Source organism: Vibrio ishigakensis, assembly GCF_024347675.1.
GTDB lineage: Bacteria > Pseudomonadota > Gammaproteobacteria > Enterobacterales > Vibrionaceae > Vibrio > Vibrio ishigakensis.
The window spans coordinates 1,478,948-1,497,651 of the sequence record NZ_AP024882.1 but is presented as its reverse complement, the minus strand read 5'-3'; the positions used below and the strand labels follow the sequence as shown (position 1 = coordinate 1,497,651).

Here is an 18,704-nt window from a genome sequence, read left to right as displayed (position 1 = left end):
TGGATTGGATGAAACATTGGAAATATTTGGCAATCGCTATCGCGGCAATCTCTCTTAGTGCATGTACCAGTGCACCAAAGCCGGACGAAAACACCGGAGTAACAACGCCTCCTACTTTTGAACAAGAGACCGAAGAAGGTGTTGAAGAGGTGGTAGAAGTGGAAGAGCCTGAGGTGAAGGAGGAAGCACCTGAAGCTAAGCCTGCACCATTACCAACAAAGACTAAAGATGGCATGCTGATCCTAGGTGAGAAGGAATGGGTGTATTTCCCTAAATCTAAATCTAGTGTTCGCGCACGAATCGATTCCGGTGCAACAACCTCATCTCTATCTGCTGTTGAGGTTAAGCAATTTGAACGCGATGGCAAAGAGTGGGTTAAATTCAAGCCTGCTTTTAACGGCAAGGTAGGTAAAGAGATCAGCCTTCCTGTGGACCGGTGGGCTAAGATCAAGCAATCGAGCACAGATAAAGCCGACCGTCGAGCAGTGGTTTCTGTATGGATTCAGGTTGGTGACCTGAAAGCTAAGACCGAATTCACGCTGGTGGATCGCTCACACCTTAGCTACCCAGTGCTACTGGGACGCAGCTTTGTTCGCGACGTAGCCATCGTAGATGTAGGTCGCAAATATGTTCAACCAAAAGTCACTAAATAATTGATTTATAATAGATAGGCGCTGCTAGTCAGCGCCTTTTTCGTTTCTGCAATTTGAAGTTTTATGTCTAGATTTATAGTTATTTTTTCGGTTCTGTGTAGCGCTTTTGCGAGTGCCAAACAGGTAGTCTATGTCTATGCCGCATCGTCGATGACGGAAGTGGTTCAGCAAGCGCAGCAGCACTTTAAGGGGGGCGACATTGAGGTCAAGGGCGTGTTTGGCAGTTCTGCCTCTCTTGCCCGCCAAGTTACTCATAAAGCTCCGGCAGATATCTATATCTCTGCCAATAGTTTGTGGATGGACTACGTAGAAAAGAACCTAGAATTAAAACAAGAATCTCAAACACTAGCTTCTAATAGCCTAGTGTTGGTTTCTCCAACTGCTTCTGATGTCAAAGTCACTGATATAGCTAAACTCGAAACTTGGCAGGAATTGATAGGAAAAGGGCGCTTAGCCATTGGCGAGCCAAAGACCGTACCCGTGGGTATCTATGCGAAAGAGGCACTAACGAAACTTAACGTTTATAGCGAACTTAAGTATGCGCCTATGAAGAACACCCGAGCTACGCTGGCTATGGTTGAGCGTGGTCAAGTGCCAGCCGGCATTGTTTATAAAACCGATGCAGTGCAATCTGACAAGGTAAAAGTTCTCACTGAGCTTCCTAATGACCTGCATGAGCCTATTACTTATCCAATTGTCCAACTATCTCAAGACGCAGAAGTCATTGATGTATATAATTATTTTTTAAGTGATGAGATGCACGCGAAGATCCTAGCGCTAGGTTTTTCTTCCGCGAACTAATTGGAGAACCTGTGCTAACTGAATACGAACTGACAGCACTGTTACTGAGCCTTAAGGTCGCACTGGTGGCATCCTTAGGGTTATTGCCTGTTGGTATCGGACTGGGTTGGCTGTTGGCGAAGAAGGAGTTCGTGGGTAAATCCATCCTCGATGGCTTTGTGCACCTTCCTTTGGTGCTCCCTCCTGTGGTGATCGGTTACCTATTACTTGTGTTATTCGGTACACAAGGTCCGATCGGTGCATTCTTGGATAGCACTTTCGGGATCAGTTTTGCCTTTAATTGGCATGGCGCAGCTTTAGCCTCCGCTGTGGTTTCACTCCCGTTGATGGTAAGAGCCATTCGACTCAGTATCATTGGTATCGACCCTAAACTTGAGCAAGCGGCTATGACATTAGGCGCAAGACCTTGGAAGGTGTTTACAACTATAACCTTACCACTGACCATACCTGGTCTCATCTCTGGCTTTTTACTCGCCTTTGCGCGCAGCCTTGGAGAGTTTGGGGCGACCATTACTTTTGTCTCCAATATCCCCGGAGAGACTCAAACCATTCCGCTGGCTATGTTTAGCTTTCTTGAAACGCCGGGGGCGGAGTTTGAAGCTATGCGCCTTTGTATCATAGCCATAGTGATTGCCCTAAGTTCACTCTTTATCAGTGAGTGGTTGGCGAGACGTGCGCAGAAAAATTTGGGGTTTAGCTGATGCTCAAAGTTAATTTCTCCCATAGTTTCGATACTCAAGAATTTGATGTTCAAGTCAACATCCCAGCTAAGGGTGTCACAGCCGTGTTTGGTCGCTCAGGTAGCGGTAAAACCACATTGCTTAATGTGATTGCCGGTCTGCTTACTCCTGAATTAGGTGAAATAACCCTTTTTGAGCAAAAGCTGTTTGATAGCAAAAGCAGAGTAAACGTCCCTACTTGGGAGCGAGAATGCGCTGTGGTGTTCCAAGATTCTCGCTTGTTCCCACATATGACGGTAAAGCAGAACCTTAATTACGGTCGGCCGCCAGAGGTGAGCAATTCTGAATACCAAGAACTGCTCAAACTACTCGATATCCAGCACCTAATTCAGTCTCGACCACATCAACTCAGTGGTGGTGAAAAACAGAGGGTAGGCATAGCGCGTGCCTTGTTGTCGCGCCCTAAGCTTTTGTTAATGGATGAGCCTTTAGCAAGTCTTGACCTTCCTCGAAAGAGAGAGGTGCTTAAGTATCTTCAAAAACTGGCTCAGAACATCGATATCCCAGTGGTTTATGTAACCCACAGCCTTGAAGAGGTAATGAACCTTGCGGATAACTTGTTACTGCTCGAGCAAGGTAAGTTGGTTCAGTTTGGCACCGTAGAAGAGGTATGGAACAGCGATTCTTTGTCCTTGTGGAAGGGCAATGAGATGCAAAGCTCACTTATTAATGTCGAGGTATGTGAGCGGCATTCACAGTACGCAATGCGCAGACTCAGTGTAGATACGCACTCGCTATGGGTGCCTGATACAGACTTTGACGATCTGCAGGGTAAGCACATGCGCCTTAGAGTCAATGCCAGCGACGTATCTGTTACCCTGTCACGTAGCGAGCAAAGCTCAATACGGAATATCTTGCCGGTTACTGTATCTGCTATGCATCGCACGAGCGAACACGCTTACCTTTTAGAGTTGGAACTTAGTGCAGATGTAAGAATTAAGTCTTCGATAACGGTTTGGGCCGCGACAGACTTGGAGTTAGAGGTGGGTAAGTTGGTTTATGCTCAAATCAAGGGTGTGAGCTTTACTCAACAAAAGTTAGCCTCCCACTAGGGTGAGAGGCTCGCGATTGATTAGCGCTCGAATACGCTGTTGAAGTCGCGCTTTAGGATAGGGTCACGACGTGCTTTTTTAACCTGTTTAACCATATCTTTGATGCAGTTGAACAGTACTTTATCAAGCAGCTGAGCCTTATATGCGTTGGTATCTTCTTCGCTCATATCGGCAGGAAGATCTAGGTTAGGGAACTCCTCTAGAAGGCCCACACCTGCAAAGGCTTGGCTTACAGAGGTTAGAGCGTGGAATTGCTCGAAGCTATCTACAACATTTTGTGCACTTGCTGGTAGTTCATCCCAAGCTTTGCGGACTTCTTCTTCCGCAGTTTCATGGATAGAAACCACCATTTGATACATTTGCTCTGGTACTTCGTCAAACTCGATCACCTGACGCAGTTCTTTAGATACTTCGGCTAGGTCGATTGTTTGGATATCTTGGGTTTCTGACATGATTTTTACCTATTTGATGTTACAAGGACATCGTATGAAACCCAGATTTAAAGTCAATAATTAGCGTAGAAATCAGTGATAACTGGACAATAATTAAATCAAGAGTTGTATAAAGGATTAAATAACGTGCGAAACAAGGCAGTTTTAGCACTCTGTCTGAGTGTGGTTTCTTATTCATCATTTGCTATTGATATTTTTCGAAAAGGATTCGAAGCAAACTTCGCAGCGGCAGTTCTCTACAGTGACAGTAACGCTATTTCACTGGGCTTCCAGAATTTCGATCCTAACCAGATTGCTAATATCGGCGATGATTTTGGTAATCAAGCCTCGCTTGATCTAAAGAAAGATCTGGGTGTAACAACTCTCCCTTATACCTTTGAACTCCCCACCATTACGTTTGAAGACAACTCAGTACTAGAACAGCGGGTAAAGGTACTCTTTTCTTATTTGAGACAAAAACAAAACGTTAATTTCAATAATGAGCCTGTTTCTGACACGTTAAAAGAACAGATCTATACATTGGCAGCTCATTACTCAGTAACTCGTCCCTGGACAGACTACTGGAGTATTGGTGCCGGTATAGGTACCAACGTGATGTATCTGGAGAATGATTTTACTTACAGAACGCAGTTCTCGGAGCAGACCAGAGATATAGTAGAAGGAAATATCTTCAATACTTCGGCTTGGGCACAGACTTTTCAGCCAAACTTAAATCTTCATTATAAGCATCCTCAAAGTTGGGGGCGCTGGGAAGCATTCTCAGACCTCAATTACTTTTATGGCTACGGAGGCGGTCAGGGCAATGATGGTGACATTGGTAACCCTGAAGGTTTGTATTGGATAAATGGCATAAAAGGTTTCTATGACATCACCCATTGGGGTGGTTATGGTCAAACCCTGTTTTCGAGCGTTCGACATATTAATATCAATGGCGACCTGAAAGAGTCGTTAAATACCCATGAGTACTGGGAAGCGAGTATCGGCTGGCTGGTATCACCGCCATTTCTTAGAGACTATGTGGACAACATCGGGATCGGAATAAACCTCAACTACGGAAGTTCGCTGAGTGGTGGAACGATCATCTTGTTGTTCAACCAGGACTAATTAGCAACCTGAAACCACTACATTTATCTCTGCAGATAGAGTCGGGCTAGTTGCGGGGAAGTACTCTACAAAGCAATCTTCTAAAACTGACATGCCGGGATGGGTGACAAAAAACTGTTGTTTAGAAAACACCATTACACCGAATTCGTTTCCAGCCTTTTCGCTAACTCTTTTCAGCGATTCAGTTTCTAAAAAAGTTACATGGGAAATGTCTTGTGCGGTAATATCACTTGTTTTAGCTACCCCAAGATTTCCATACTGAAGCTGTATGTCTCTACCTTCAATTTCAAGGGTAGTTGTTTGTTCGCGCTCTAAACCATCTACTGCAGAAAGACCCGTCAACATATGATTAAGAGACGACAGGGTAGCGCTAACACTTTGCATGGTGTTACTGCGCGCATCGTGCTTAAGTTTGATAAACCGCGGTGCTGCGATTGCAGAAAGGATAGCCAGAATCACTAATGCGATAATGAGCTCGATCAGTGTAAAACCTTTCTTAATTTTCATAGTGACTCTATCTATCGAAAAGAATGCTGTACGGTAACAATTTAAGTTAACTTTTCCAACACAAAACTAACGTTCTAAATCCCATTATTAGTAATTCATAAAAGCGTGTTTAATTAACTTTCTTGCTGCTGTTTCTGTACGTTTTTTATTCAAACGCCCTTTAATCCAAATGCTATTCGATGCTTTTTTGCGCCAGTCACAATCTGTCATCAAAAATTTGTATATGTTGATCAAACATTTGCAGTTAAATCTCGCCATTGCCTTCGCTATCCCTTAGATTTAGTTGAATAGAGATTTATTTTATTGAAGGAAAAAATTATGGGTTGGTTAAGCCGTTTATTTGGTGGCAGTAAAGAGCAGAAGGCGGTCGAGGTTGAGCCGGAAGAGTACAAAGGTTACCTCATTTACGCTGAACCTATTGCGGAAAATGGTCAGTATCGCATTGCTGGTCGAATCACCCTCGGTGAGGGTGAAGAGATGAAAACACACCGCTTTATTCGCTCCGATCTTTTGATCAGTGAAGCCGACGCCAAAGAGCTGATGCTTAAAAAAGCGCAAATGCTAATCGACCAAATGGGCGAGTCTCTGTTCAACTAACGCTGGTTAGACCTTTTAAGGGGAGACAATTCATAGTTTTTTATACAGTCGAGGTGCAAAATCGACTGTAAAGTGATTGATTTATCACACGTTTGTTTTGATACCTGCAGTTTAGGGGTAGCGATAGAACAGTCCACAGGAATTTTGTGATTTGTATACAAGGAGTATGCACTAATGATTATCGGTGTACCGAGAGAAGTACTCGATGGAGAGACCAGAGTCGCTGCTTCACCCAAGTCGGTGGAGCAACTGATCAAACTGGGCTTTGACATCAAGGTAGAAAATAGCGCTGGCGCACTTGCCAGTTTTGATGATGCCGCCTTTGAAGCTGCTGGCGCAATGCTAGTTGCAGCGGATGAGATTTGGCAATCAGACCTTATTTTGAAGGTCAATGCGCCTACTGATAGCGAGATTGAAGCTATCAAAGAGGGAGCTACACTAGTGAGCTTTATCTGGCCGGCTCAAAACCCAGAGCTGATGGAAAAGCTAACCACTAAAAATATCAATGTAATGGCAATGGATGCGGTTCCTCGTATCTCTCGTGCTCAGGCTCTAGATGCACTTAGCTCAATGGCTAACATAGCTGGCTATCGTGCGGTCGTGGAAGCGGCACATGAGTTTGGTCGCTTCTTCACAGGCCAAATCACCGCCGCAGGTAAGGTGCCGCCAGCGAAAGTGCTGGTTGCAGGTGCAGGTGTTGCTGGTCTTGCTGCAATCGGTGCTGCTGGTAGCCTTGGTGCTATCGTTCGCTCGTTCGACGTTCGCCCTGAAGTAAAAGAGCAGGTTGAGTCGATGGGCGCTGAGTTCTTGGAGATAGATTTCCAAGAGCAAAGTGGCAGTGGCGATGGCTACGCAAAAGAGATGTCTGATGAATTTAACAAGAAAGCGGAAGAGCTTTACGCAGAACAAGCGAAAGACGTTGATATCATCATCACCACGGCATTGATCCCAGGTCGTCCAGCACCGAAGTTGATCACCAAAGAGATGGTGGATTCAATGAAGCCGGGCAGCGTGGTTGTGGACCTTGCTGCGGCTAACGGTGGTAACTGTGATTACACAGTGGCTGACAAGGTAATTACTACAGACAACGGCGTTAAGATTGTCGGTTATACCGACATGGTGGGCCGTCTTCCAACTCAATCGTCTCAGCTATACGCAACTAACTTGGTCAACCTTCTTAAGCTTCTGTGTAAAGAGAAAGACGGCAATATCGACATCGATTTTGAAGATGTGGTTATTCGCGGTGTGACTGTGGTTAAAGAGGGCGAGATTACTTGGCCAGCGCCACCAATCCAGGTTTCAGCGCAGCCAGCGGCTCCTAAACAAGAAGCTAAGGTAGAAGAGAAGAAGCCTGAAGAGCCGACTTCTCCAGTTAAGAAGATCATTGGTGTAGCAGCCGGTGTTGCTGCCTTTGGTTGGGTTGCCTCGGTTGCGCCTGCTGCATTCTTGGCGCACTTCACTGTATTCGTACTGGCTTGTATCGTTGGCTACTACGTGGTTTGGAACGTTACGCACGCACTGCACACACCGCTTATGTCGGTGACTAATGCTATCTCAGGTATCATTATCGTTGGTGCTCTTCTGCAGATAGGGCAAGGCCACGGCTTTGTGAGTTTCTTGGCATTCATCGCAGTGCTTATCGCAAGTATTAACATCTTTGGTGGCTTTACGGTAACCAAGCGCATGTTAGAAATGTTCCGTAAAGACTAAGGGAGTAGCAAATGTCTGCAGGATTAGTACAAGCAGCTTATATTGTTGCTGCTGTTTTCTTTATTTTGAGTCTAGCCGGGCTTTCTAAGCAAGAAAGTGCGCGTAGTGGTAACTACTACGGCATCATCGGTATGGCTATCGCGCTTATCGCAACCATCTTTGGTCCTCACTCAGAGGGTATCGTTTGGATCGTTATTGCCATGGTTATCGGTGGTGGTATCGGTATCCACTATGCCAAGAAAGTTGAAATGACAGAAATGCCAGAGCTTGTGGCAATTCTTCACAGCTTCGTTGGTATGGCTGCGGTTCTAGTAGGTTATAACAGCCTATTAGACGCACCTGAGGCGGCAACGCATGCGGAGCACGTTATTCACCTTGTAGAGGTGTACCTAGGCGTATTCATCGGTGCGGTTACCTTCACAGGTTCTGTTGTTGCCTTTGGTAAACTTCGCGGCATCATCTCCTCATCACCACTTAACCTTCCACATAAGCACAAGCTAAACCTTGCAGCTATTGTGGTATCGGCTTGGCTGATGAATATCTACCTAAATGGTGACGGCAGCCTGTTCCCACTATTTATCATGACCCTAATCGCATTTGCCTTTGGTTACCACCTTGTAGCATCTATCGGTGGTGCAGATATGCCAGTTGTGGTTTCAATGCTGAACTCATACTCAGGTTGGGCAGCAGCAGCGGCAGGTTTCATGCTAGCAAATGATCTGTTGATCGTAACTGGTGCGCTAGTAGGTTCTTCGGGCGCCATACTGTCTTACATCATGTGTAAGGCGATGAACCGCTCATTCATCAGTGTTATTGCAGGTGGTTTTGGTCAGGAAGTATCGACCGAAGGTACAGGTGAAGAGTACGGTGAGCACCGTGAATCGAGCGCTGAAGAAGTAGCAGAAATGCTGAAAAACTCTAAATCAGTCATCATCACTCCAGGATACGGCATGGCGGTAGCACAGGCTCAGTACCCAGTTCATGAGATCACTGAAAAGCTACGTGCTCAAGGTATCGAAGTGCGCTTTGGTATTCACCCAGTAGCCGGTCGTCTTCCTGGTCACATGAACGTACTTCTTGCTGAAGCGAAAGTACCGTATGACATCGTACTTGAAATGGATGAAATCAATGACGATTTCCCAGAAACAGATACGGTTCTTGTTATCGGTGCTAACGATACGGTTAACCCGGCAGCCCTTGAAGATCCGAACAGCCCAATCGCTGGCATGCCAGTACTTGAGGTGTGGAATGCGCAAAATGTGGTTGTGTTCAAGCGTTCTATGAACACTGGTTACGCTGGCGTTCAAAACCCATTGTTCTTCAAAGAGAACTCTTCGATGCTGTTTGGCGATGCGAAGGATTCGTGCCTGAAGATCATTGAACATCTGTAATCTGTTATGATTATGTCAAAGGGAGCTTCGGCTCCCTTTTTTCTTGTCATTATTCCGTCAGAAACACAGCCAAACTTGGTATGCTGCACTGTTTATGGGTATAGTTAGCTTCATCAAAATTTATAAAATGTTGTTCTCTTTGCGTTTTTCGTTACTTGTTTTAGTACTCATGTTTGTATCGCCAGTGCTGCAGGCCAAGACCTTGCCGCAAAAACTGGACGTGCTGACGAGCCTGTTTTCGTTTGACGACGCAAAACAGATGTACGACATGCAAGAGATACAGGTAAATTTTCCAACTGCGCTAATAAGTCCCGATTCTATGTTGCCGCAGACAAGTAAATATCCTCTCAAGGATATCCAACTTCTGTATCAACTAGAGCAAAAGTGCAAAGGGAAATTACCCCTGAGTCCTTTGGTTACAGAGCCATTAGTGTTTACCCGAGCTATGTGCCGCGGAACTAAACTGCCAGTAAAATGGTTCTCACGTTCAGACCATATTCATCCAGGCGGTGGTACCTATGCTGCTCGTTATGTCTCGGTTCATCCTGAGATGTTTGAAGATCTGCAGCAGTACATGCACATCAGCGAGCGTAACCTTGCAGAGCCAGATACACTTTTAGGTCGTCTGCAACTCATGAACCGCGATTCGGTCACAGCCTTGATAGCGGGTGCACCAATGTTTTTGCAGGGGGAGGAATTTTGGCTGCGTAAGGGCGATAGCTATTTCATTTTTGACTATAAAACCCTAGAGACAAATGCTGACACGGCAGAGCTCAGTTTCACTCTTAGCAATCAGGTAAACGAGTGTTTCTTTGAGCGAGGAAACATCTGTTGGAGCCAGAAGAGCGACCAAGACCTGATAAAGCAAGCGCTCTATTTTTTGGTGATCCTGAACTTCTTCTTGATTACCGGCTGGGCCATTTATCGCTGGAACAGCAAGAGACAAGAGCTTCGTAGTCGCATGTTGGTTCTGCAGATCTTAACCCATGAGTTGAGAACGCCGATAGCCTCGCTATCAATGACAGTGGAAGGTTTTAGACGTGAATTTGAGCACTTGCCTGAGACGGTTTATGATGAGTTCCGCCGTCTGTGCGAAGACTCGAGACGACTTAGACAACTAGCCGAAGCGAGCAAAGATTATCTTCAATCTGATAATCAGATGCTGGCAACAGAACATCTTCCATCGATGCAGGAATGGTTGATGTACAAGCTCGAAGAGTATTCCGCTCCAGTCGTGTTAGAGATGCCGGAAGATTTGGAAGCAAACGTAAATATTTATTGGCTAGGTAACTGCATCGACAACCTGGTTAACAATGCAATTAAGTACGGTGAAGCGCCTGTTAAGCTTTCCGTAGTGACTAAAAAACAGAACTTACTCATAACCGTTGAAGACCAAGGGCAATTGAGCTCTAAAGATTGGAAACAACTTCGTAAACCGTTTGTGAGTGAAGCCGGACTTGGCCTAGGTTTGACGATTGTCGAGTCTATGGTTTATCGAATGGGGGGCAAGATGAGATTAGAGGGCCCACCTACAAAATTTATAATGGAGATCCCAAGTGGAACAGACACTTCTTCTCGTTGAAGACGATAAAAACCTGGCTGATGGTCTTTTGGTTAGCCTAGAGCAAGCAGGATACAAGTGCCTGCATGCCGAAACCATCGCCGAAACGAAAGCGCTGTGGCAACACGCTGATCTCGTTATCCTTGATCGCCAATTGCCTGATGGTGATTCTGTCTCTCACATCGGTGAGTGGAAAGGCATTAAAGATGTGCCAATCATCCTACTGACTGCGCTAGTTACCGTAAAAGACAAGGTAACTGGCCTTGATATGGGTGCTAACGACTATTTGACTAAGCCATTTGCAGAGGCTGAATTGTTTGCTCGTATCCGCGCGAACCTTCGCACTGTTAGCAGTGGTGAAGAAGCACAAGACGATTCTAAGGTTATCACTCAGAGCCTAGTTATCGATAAGGCAACCCGAGAGGTAGCTTATCGTGGTGAGGATGTGACTCTAACGCGTACCGAGTTTGACCTTCTTATGTTCCTTGCGAGCAACCTAGGTCGCGTGTTTACCCGTGATGAGCTGCTTGATCACGTATGGGGTTACAACCATTTCCCGACTACTCGTACAGTTGATACTCACGTGCTTCAGCTTCGTCAGAAGCTACCAGGTATTGAGATTGAAACCCTGCGCGGTGTTGGCTACAAGATGAAGACCGAATGAAACCAGCCAAGCTGATTCTAGCCTGCGCAGCGTTAGCTCTACCGTATTGTTCCGTTCAAGCTAAGTGGTTTGAAGAGAGTAATACGGTATCTAAGATGCACGAGAGCCTGTTGAATGATGACCTAAATGGCATGTTCGACCTAATGGTGCATGTTTGGCAACAAGAGTCTGAGGATTATCTACGTCCTCATCTTGATGCTTTGTTAGAACAAGCGGTCGAGAAAGATTGTGGTAAAAGCTTGATGAACGAGGGTTTCCCTGCTTGGTTAGACAATGTTGTCATCAACAAAAACACCATTCAGAGACCAGGACGTACCTCTTACAAGGTTCGTATTAATATCGAAAGTGAATCCACGATTAAGGATGTAAGCCTTCTACGTTGGCCTGATTCACATATCTCCAGCGAGAAACAGATCTCGCAAAAGGTAGATATTGATACAGATAACGAAAGACAACTTCATTACACCAGTAAAAACTACAGCTTGAGTAGTGACCTTAAAAGCGGTCTTTATCAGATCATCATTAGTGATGTGAACGGTGAGAGTTGGAAGAGCTGGGTTATTCTCGATTCTATAACGCCTGCTCAAGAGGTAAGGTGGGAATCGCGTGATAGTTGGGCTGTTGATAAGAAAAAGCTGCTCAACCCATCTTGCCCACTTCCAAGACAGACGGTCGAGGTATTAGAATACTCGGAAGGTAAGTACAGTCGCGTTTGGCAAAAGAGCTATGAGTCTCGCTATCCAAAGCAGCTACCTAAAAATTCTGTTGAACCGAATCGCTATCTGGTAAGTGTCTCCATGGTCAACTCACGTTGGCAGGGGCCTATCATTATTCAAGAGCAGAACACGATTAGTAAAACCATTGACCTTACAGAAGAGTAGGGTAGAGAGGAAAAGTAATGTTAGATGATTTGCCACCGCTCAGTCACGAAGAGCAGCAGAAGGCGGTAGAGGAAATCCAGAAACTGATGTCTGAAGGAATGAGTACAGCACAAGCTATTAAGGTTGTAGCTGAACGAATTAGAGCCGAATATAACAAGAAGCCTGAATAAGGCTTTTTTAATAAACACCTAACGCATTATAACTAAATAATAAGGCTCATTAATAAAGTCCAACATATATAATGTGCGAACATGACACTGATTCTATAGTGGGCTAATCGTTTGGTCTTTTAAAAATAGTTCCTTATATTCAATGGCTTACCTTTATAAGGAAGGCTGTACGTAATCAAAATAATGTAAGTTGATTACAGGGGCAGAAACGGCACAGAATAATTCACTGCACGATAGGCAATTGTGACATAAGTTGAAAAATACGGGCTACTAACAAGCGCTGTGATGGTGTAACTTGTTATTTATTAAAGAAGTTTTGGAACTAGACCATGAATATCGAGACTTATCAGGTGGATGCTTTTACCAATCAAGCATTTGCAGGAAATCCGGCTGCTGTGTGTATAACTAAAGAGCCACTTAGTTCAGATCTGATGCTAAACATAGCGGCGGAAATGGCTGTGTCTGAGACGGCATTTTTATCGCTATCTGATATGAACTTAAAATGGTTTACACCTGAGATTGAAGTCGCACTGTGTGGACACGGCACTCTAGCAACAGTAGAGGTCCTGAGATCAAAGGGCACCGTTAGTGATGGAGAAGCAGTGATTTTCAACACTTTGTCTGGAGTGTTAAAGGCTAAGGTAATCGGTGATGAAATCACTCTAGATTTTCCGGCGCCGGTTATAGATTTTGAAGCTGAGCCAAGCATAGAGTTGATTCATGCTCTAGGTATAGCCTCAAGTGCAATAGAAGAGTTTGCGGAGTTCGATACTAAGCAACTTATCGTTCTATCTACAGAGAGTGACGTGTTATCTGTAAAACCAAACTTTGATTTGCTCAAACAAATGCCAGGACGCGGTGTTGCCATAACGGCAACTTCTGATCAAAGTGAACTGGATTATGTTTCTCGTTACTTTGCACCTTGGGTTGGTGTGAACGAGGATCCAGTGACGGGCTCAGCTCACTGCGCGCTGACCAAGTATTGGAGTGGAGCTTTAAACCAAAAACAGTTTAAGGCGTTTCAAGCATCTAGACGCGGCGGTTATTTAGAGACAGAGTTGCTTGGTGACAGAGTTTTGCTTACAGGCCATGCAAAGTTGGTTTTGTCTGGAACGTTGCATTTATAACGTTAGCTTGCGTGGCGATAGCTACATAAATGAACGTGATGAGATAATTAAACTAAACGAGCTATCTGTAAGCTCGAATTTTAAAATGTAGAGGCATAACTCAGCTAAGCCTTGAAGAATTCACGTACGCGACGACTATTTTGATTGTGTTTATGCTTTGTAAACCGCGAGATGACGCCGCAAACCCGCGAAGTAAGCGATTCAGAAACAATGTAAATGAGTACGCATAATCAATGTTATGTTAAATAGCATTTAGTAAACGCACTATTGTGCGAACTATTCTATCACTGGTGTTCCCCTCATCTCCCTGCTCTAAGATATCCTACGACTTATAGATAAGGTCTGCATAAAGCTTTCCTCGAATCTCATACGCGTCTGCAATTCTTTGCTCTAAGTTGAACCCGCACTTTTGCAGTACGCGCTCTGAAGCAATGTTTCCTTCTGTCACTACCGCATTAAAGTATTGAATGTCATGTACACCACGCGCCCAGCGCATAACTTCACTAAGTGATTCAGTTGCGATGTTTCGGCCTTTAAATTTTGGGCTAAGCAAAAAGCCGACTTCTGCGCCGTCTTCATTTAACACAAATCCAGTAACGCCGACTTTCTGGTTGACTCGCTTATCCATAATCGATAAACAAAGCCAGTGTTCCGAATTCTTGCACCATTTAGGAAGCCTAGATTCAAATCTTTGCTTAACCTCCTCGAGATTTGGCTTATCAAAGCAATACTCAATCACTTCTTCATCGGTATTCAGATTACGAAAAAGCTCAAAGTCGTCTTCTGTCACTTGTACCATTACTAAGTTTTCAGTCTCTAAACGCACAGTATTCACCCTTGGTATCCAAATCTAGCAAGGTAATGCCATACCTTTTTAACGTCTTGCTCATCATAACCATCTTCATAAATGGCCTTACTTAAAAGAAGTGGATGAATAACCCCATCCTCTGCAATCTTGTGCGCCAAGTTCACAAACTCTTCGCCTCTGTAATCATGATGCTGATCTAGGGTCGATACCTTCAGGCGAAAGCCCATATGAAAACGAACATCAACACCAAGGTTGTTTGCTTGCTTCTCTATATCGGTATCTTTATAAATTGGGTCGAGGACCAAAGCCTCAACATCATTTTGAACGCTTAGTTCTCCATGAAACTGTGCTTCTATGTAGTTATCCAATAGGTCTTGAGAATCACTTTCCGCTAGTTCGATTAGATGCTCTAGGCCTTGGTGAGACGCAAAATCTTCAGGTAGAAAGAAGCTATCTGGGTAACAATAAGTCGTTCTTTCAGAAACCTCTCCTTTTAGTAGAAAATACGACGAACCGAATCTAGGAGATGCACCAAACTCTTGATTTAAATAGTTAAATCCGCCGTATTTGGGTCTTTGATATGCAAGAGAATCGTCATATATACCGTCGAACACTCTTTGTTCCCAGTCATATCGGTCACCGCCTACAAAAGCGGTTAGGCCGCCATTACTGGTTCCTGTTTCAAATTGGGATTTCAGAATGCCATCACGAGCAATGGCTAATAATAGAGGTCTTCCATCTTTGGTAAACCTATCAGGATGAAAGTTAATGGTTAGATCGCCAGAGGCGCTGCTTTCTCTAGTTTTGTCGCGACTTTTAATCGAATTGATTGCTTTGGTATGTAATGAGTTCAAACCTGTAACCCCTTGAATAACATACTCTAGATTACAGGTTTGCAGAAATTATGCGACCTTAAATACTAAGCTTCGACTCAAGACAAAATTGGACAACATTCCAATCAGTATTCCACTGACAAAAGCGATAGCTACACCCATGTTACTTTGCCAAAACAACATGGTTAATAATTTAAAAACCAGTAGATTCGGGATAGCTGAAAAACTCGCTACTGCAAAGTACTTGATAAACTGAGCGAACCTATCCTCGCTCTTGTCCTGGAACGTAAACAGTCGGTTTCCCAAGTAGGTTGCAGTTGCAGCCACAACGAAGGCAAAAACTCTCGCCGGTACTAGTGGGAGTTGGTAGTAGACAAACATCAGTGAAAATACCATCGAATCCACTACAAACCCTCCCATTCCCACTATAGCGAACCTAACTAGACTGTAATCTAAGATGAGGTGTCGCATTTGTATAGAGACTTTTTGTTTTCAGCCGTGTATTCAATCACACAGTTCATCCTTCTATCGGAAATCACCTCATCTACAGCATCTTTACGCCCAACCAACTGCACTGTCTTGTACTGATCAAGATCTGTTGTCTCTCCAAATAATTTCGCTTGGCCTGCACTATAGAACTGACCTGAGAATGGACGTTTACCTATGTAGAAGGTTTCGATTTCCGGGTTCACCTTAGCCAACAGCGATTTTTCGCTGCGCTTATCGCCAACACCCAGATTAAGGACGACTGCAGTAACCACCAGTGCAAAAGGAATAATCGCAGCGGTAATTTGGAACCACTTTTTATCTGTGTCTTCTTCAGAAACCAGCATGGTAATGAGTAATGCCAAGGCCGGTATTCCTGGCAACACGTAAGCAGGCAAGATATTTCCTGCAAAAGTGAACAAAACCATAGGCGATACCAACCAAAATAGAAGGAAGGTAAACAGACCATCTGATGCGATAGCTTTTAAAGAGCCACGTTTAAGCCACATAAGAACAGGCAGTACCAAGGACCAAGGAGCCGCTGAAGAGACCCAGAATAACCAAATCGTTCCTCGTACTTCATCATGAGCGCTTCCATATAGATCCCCTTCCCAACCACTGACCAAGAAACGTTTGAAGTGCTCTCCTACTATAAAATAGTCGATGAAACCCGGTGTCGCTTGTTCAGCCAGATAGTACCAAGGTAGCGCTATCGCCAGCATCATCAAAGTTCCGCTTACTAAAGGAAACCGCTGCCAAAGCACTACAAATGCATTCTTAAAACCATGTTGAAGAATAAGCCAAGGACCGACTGCCAACCCCATCAAAACAATAACTAAAGGCCCTTTAGCTAATAGACCTAGAGCAAGTCCAAAGAAACCTAAGTAGCCAAAAGCTTTGTTCCCTTTCCAAGCGAGATAAAAGCCGGTCATGGCGAGTGTCATACCAAGAGTAAGCGCCATATCCGTCATTACAGCTCCTGAAGACACCGCAAAGACCCCGCAGGTTGCCAGCACCAAGGCCGTGATCATACCGCTAAAATTAAAACGGCGTGCAAACAGAGCCATAACCATGATGGTTAATATGCCCGCTATCCAGTGAGGGACGCGAACCGCAAATTCGTTTACTCCAAAGGTTTCAATGCCAAACGCGCTCATCCAGGTAAACAAAGGCGGTTTACCCCAAAATGGAACGCCATAATCGAATTGTGGTGTTATCCAGTTGTTGGTCTCAATCATTAAACGAGCCATCTCACCATAACGTGCTTCGGTAGTATCCATAAGTGGATAAGTACCTAGACTTAGCAGACGGATAAGCAGAGCCATTGCTAAGATGACCCAAAGATTCATTCTTAGCGACTTCATGCAATTTTCTCCGCTGTTGGCAGTTTCTTAAGCTCGGCTCTACGTTCTACTGATTTGATCAGATAAAGCGGACGCTGCTTGGTTTCGATAAAGATCCGCCCTATGTACTCGCCAAGTAGTCCAATACTAAGGAGTTGTATACCGCCTAGAGCTAGTTGTACTATCATCATCGACGGATATCCAGTGACAGGGTCACCGAACAAAGCGGTTTTTACTAGCACAATCATTCCGTAAATGAATGCACTAGATGCAATCAAGGCGCCCACAATGGTCGCAAGACGAAGAGGCCTGATGGAAAAAGAAGTAATACCGTCAACCGCAAGGCCAATCAGTTTGAAGTAGTTCCACTTGGTCTCACCGCTAAACCTTGGGTCACGGTCAAACTCCAACGTTGCTTGCTCAAAACCTGGCCAAGAAAAGATACCCTTCATATAGCGATTACGCTCGGGTAAGTTATTTATATGATTAACAACTTCGCGGCTAAGAAGACGAAAGTCTCCTACATTCTCAGGAATCTCAGATTTAACTAAAAGATTTAACAGCTTGTAAAAACTCGCTGCAGAAAAGCGTTTAAACCAAGATTCACCGAGACGCTCACGACGTTTCATGTTCACCACGTCATAACCTTGGCGCCACTTTCTCAGCATATCAGGGATCAGTTCCGGCGGGTCTTGCAGGTCCGCATCTAGCAATATCACCGCCTCGCCTCTGCAATGTTCAAGCCCTGCGCTCATGGCAGACTCTTTACCGAAATTTCGGCTAAGATCAACGCTCACTACGTGACAACCCATAGGCGCAAAAGCGTTTACGATTTCGAGACTTCTGTCCTTGCTACCATCGTTTACATAAACGATTTCACAGGACTCAGGCAGTGCTCTCAATACTCGAGTCACGCGGGCGTGGAACTCTTGTAAAACTTCTTCTTCGTTGTAGTAAGGAACAACTATGCTAAGGGTAATTGATTCGTGATCACTAAGACTTACTGCGGATACGATGCCCATTTTGTTCACCAAGTAATTGAATAACTGAGCGCACAGTAGCAACTGGTGTGTGAAAATGATGTTGTTCACGTTTTTTTCACGGTTTTACTGCCAAAATTCCATACGAAATAACCAATAAAACACGTAATGACCAAGATATTATTAGTAGAAGACAATCGCGACGTTGCTGGAATCCTTTTTGATTACTTTGAGTCGGAGGGGCTAGAGCTCGATTATGCCGATAATGGCGAGTTAGGTTTAAAGCTGGGATTAGAAGGCCATTTTGACCTTATACTTCTTGACCTGATGCTCCCTAGAATGGACGGTCTAGAGGTGTGTCGCCGTCTTCGTGAGGCGGGTATATCGACACCGGTACTTATGCTAACGGCTATGGACAGCAAAGACGACCAACTTACTGGCTTTGAACAAGGTGCCGATGATTACCTTACCAAGCCATTCGACCTAGATATCTTGCATGTCAGGGTTCAAGCCCTGATCAAACGCTTTCAAGGCAAAGTAGCAAGCCATCGTCTTAAATACGGTAGCTTAGAGATAGACCAAAAACAGCGATTAGCCTATCGCGACTCACGCAAACTTGCTCTAAACCCTACCACCTATTCAATTCTCGAGCTGTTATGTAAAGCAGCGCCGAATGTGGTTACAAAGCAGGAAATCGCTGAAAAGATTTGGGACGGTGAAGAAATCAACACCGATGCCCTCAGAAGCCATATCTATCAACTTCGTAATCAACTGGATAAACCCTTTCCAACGGCCATGCTGATCACTGTTCCTAAGGTTGGCTTTAAACTCGAGGAAGTCTAAA

The 18,704-nt window shown here is 44.6% G+C and carries 21 protein-coding genes; 14 read left to right on the top strand and 7 right to left on the bottom strand.

Annotated features, from left to right (window positions below; translation table 11 throughout):
• The first annotated feature begins 8 nt into the window (after window positions 1–8).
• The 4 genes from Pcarn_RS20675 (at window position 9) to modC (ending at window position 3,246) form a co-directional block, all read left to right on the top strand.
• Window positions 9–653: an ATP-dependent zinc protease family protein gene (locus Pcarn_RS20675; protein WP_261836212.1), complete on the top strand. Its 645-nt coding sequence runs from the start codon at window positions 9–11 to the stop codon at window positions 651–653.
• A gap of 63 nt (window positions 654–716) precedes the next feature.
• Entirely contained in the window at window positions 717–1,454 is a 738-nt protein-coding gene (gene modA, locus Pcarn_RS20670) for a molybdate ABC transporter substrate-binding protein (RefSeq protein ID WP_261836211.1), read from the top strand.
• A gap of 11 nt (window positions 1,455–1,465) precedes the next feature.
• Window positions 1,466–2,155 (top strand): molybdate ABC transporter permease subunit, encoded by a 690-nt coding sequence (gene modB, locus Pcarn_RS20665; protein WP_261836210.1) that lies wholly within the window; start codon window positions 1,466–1,468, stop codon window positions 2,153–2,155.
• Window positions 2,155–3,246: a molybdenum ABC transporter ATP-binding protein ModC gene (modC, locus tag Pcarn_RS20660; RefSeq protein ID WP_261836209.1), complete on the top strand. Its 1,092-nt coding sequence runs from the start codon at window positions 2,155–2,157 to the stop codon at window positions 3,244–3,246. Before modB ends, modC begins: the two co-directional genes overlap by 1 nt.
• Window positions 3,247–3,266: 20 nt before the next feature.
• Here the strand turns inward: modC and Pcarn_RS20655 are convergent, their stop codons facing one another.
• On the bottom strand, window positions 3,267–3,698 hold the full coding sequence (locus tag Pcarn_RS20655; RefSeq protein WP_261836208.1) for a DUF3069 domain-containing protein: 432 nt from the start codon (window positions 3,696–3,698) through the stop codon (window positions 3,267–3,269).
• Between the two features lie 126 nt (window positions 3,699–3,824).
• Between Pcarn_RS20655 and Pcarn_RS20650 the strand changes: the two genes are divergently transcribed.
• Window positions 3,825–4,802, top strand: coding sequence for a Solitary outer membrane autotransporter beta-barrel domain (locus Pcarn_RS20650; RefSeq protein WP_261836207.1), 978 nt, complete (start codon window positions 3,825–3,827; stop codon window positions 4,800–4,802).
• Here Pcarn_RS20650 and Pcarn_RS20645 read toward each other — a convergent pair whose 3' ends face one another.
• Complete coding sequence (locus Pcarn_RS20645; protein WP_261836206.1) at window positions 4,803–5,309, bottom strand: type II secretion system protein; 507 nt, start codon at window positions 5,307–5,309, stop codon at window positions 4,803–4,805.
• 318 nt (window positions 5,310–5,627) lie between these two features.
• On the opposite strand from Pcarn_RS20645, the gene Pcarn_RS20640 reads away from it, so the two are divergent.
• The 8 genes from Pcarn_RS20640 to Pcarn_RS20605 all read left to right on the top strand — a co-directional run bounded on the left by Pcarn_RS20640 (window position 5,628) and on the right by Pcarn_RS20605 (window position 13,410).
• Entirely contained in the window at window positions 5,628–5,906 is a 279-nt protein-coding gene (locus Pcarn_RS20640) for an HlyU family transcriptional regulator (protein ID WP_261836205.1), read from the top strand.
• A 174-nt stretch (window positions 5,907–6,080) separates the two neighbouring features.
• Complete coding sequence (pntA, locus tag Pcarn_RS20635) at window positions 6,081–7,616, top strand: Re/Si-specific NAD(P)(+) transhydrogenase subunit alpha (protein WP_261836204.1); 1,536 nt, start codon at window positions 6,081–6,083, stop codon at window positions 7,614–7,616.
• 11 nt (window positions 7,617–7,627) lie between these two features.
• On the top strand, window positions 7,628–9,007 hold the full coding sequence (pntB, locus tag Pcarn_RS20630) for a Re/Si-specific NAD(P)(+) transhydrogenase subunit beta (RefSeq protein WP_261836203.1): 1,380 nt from the start codon (window positions 7,628–7,630) through the stop codon (window positions 9,005–9,007).
• A 127-nt stretch (window positions 9,008–9,134) separates the two neighbouring features.
• Window positions 9,135–10,589, top strand: coding sequence for a sensor histidine kinase VxrA (gene vxrA, locus Pcarn_RS20625; protein ID WP_390904500.1), 1,455 nt, complete (start codon window positions 9,135–9,137; stop codon window positions 10,587–10,589).
• Window positions 10,564–11,232, top strand: a complete 669-nt coding sequence (vxrB, locus tag Pcarn_RS20620) for a response regulator transcription factor VxrB (RefSeq protein WP_261836201.1) — start codon at window positions 10,564–10,566, stop codon at window positions 11,230–11,232. The genes vxrA and vxrB overlap by 26 nt, the downstream gene beginning before the upstream one ends.
• Window positions 11,229–12,113, top strand: a complete 885-nt coding sequence (locus Pcarn_RS20615; protein ID WP_261836200.1) for a DUF2861 family protein — start codon at window positions 11,229–11,231, stop codon at window positions 12,111–12,113. The genes vxrB and Pcarn_RS20615 overlap by 4 nt, the downstream gene beginning before the upstream one ends.
• Window positions 12,114–12,130: 17 nt before the next feature.
• On the top strand, window positions 12,131–12,283 hold the full coding sequence (locus Pcarn_RS20610; protein WP_261836199.1) for a YoaH family protein: 153 nt from the start codon (window positions 12,131–12,133) through the stop codon (window positions 12,281–12,283).
• A 329-nt stretch (window positions 12,284–12,612) separates the two neighbouring features.
• Window positions 12,613–13,410 carry a PhzF family phenazine biosynthesis protein gene (locus Pcarn_RS20605; protein WP_261836198.1) on the top strand — a complete coding sequence of 266 codons (798 nt, stop codon included), beginning with the start codon at window positions 12,613–12,615 and terminating at the stop codon, window positions 13,408–13,410.
• 322 nt (window positions 13,411–13,732) lie between these two features.
• On the opposite strand, the gene Pcarn_RS20600 is transcribed toward Pcarn_RS20605, so the two are convergent.
• From Pcarn_RS20600 to Pcarn_RS20580, 5 genes are read right to left on the bottom strand one after another with little or no spacing between them, the layout of a single operon-like run.
• Window positions 13,733–14,236 carry a GNAT family N-acetyltransferase gene (locus Pcarn_RS20600; protein ID WP_315972690.1) on the bottom strand — a complete coding sequence of 168 codons (504 nt, stop codon included), beginning with the start codon at window positions 14,234–14,236 and terminating at the stop codon, window positions 13,733–13,735.
• A 5-nt stretch (window positions 14,237–14,241) separates the two neighbouring features.
• Window positions 14,242–15,072, bottom strand: coding sequence for a DUF3626 domain-containing protein (locus Pcarn_RS20595; RefSeq protein ID WP_261836197.1), 831 nt, complete (start codon window positions 15,070–15,072; stop codon window positions 14,242–14,244).
• 48 nt (window positions 15,073–15,120) lie between these two features.
• Complete coding sequence (locus Pcarn_RS20590) at window positions 15,121–15,447, bottom strand: GtrA family protein (protein WP_261837328.1); 327 nt, start codon at window positions 15,445–15,447, stop codon at window positions 15,121–15,123.
• Between the two features lie 56 nt (window positions 15,448–15,503).
• Entirely contained in the window at window positions 15,504–16,901 is a 1,398-nt protein-coding gene (locus tag Pcarn_RS20585) for an ArnT family glycosyltransferase (protein ID WP_261836196.1), read from the bottom strand.
• Complete coding sequence (locus Pcarn_RS20580; protein ID WP_261836195.1) at window positions 16,898–17,902, bottom strand: glycosyltransferase family 2 protein; 1,005 nt, start codon at window positions 17,900–17,902, stop codon at window positions 16,898–16,900. Before Pcarn_RS20580 ends, Pcarn_RS20585 begins: the two co-directional genes overlap by 4 nt.
• Window positions 17,903–18,028: 126 nt before the next feature.
• On the opposite strand from Pcarn_RS20580, the gene Pcarn_RS20575 reads away from it, so the two are divergent.
• Window positions 18,029–18,703, top strand: a complete 675-nt coding sequence (locus Pcarn_RS20575) for a response regulator transcription factor (protein WP_261836194.1) — start codon at window positions 18,029–18,031, stop codon at window positions 18,701–18,703.
• Window position 18,704 lies beyond the last annotated feature (1 nt).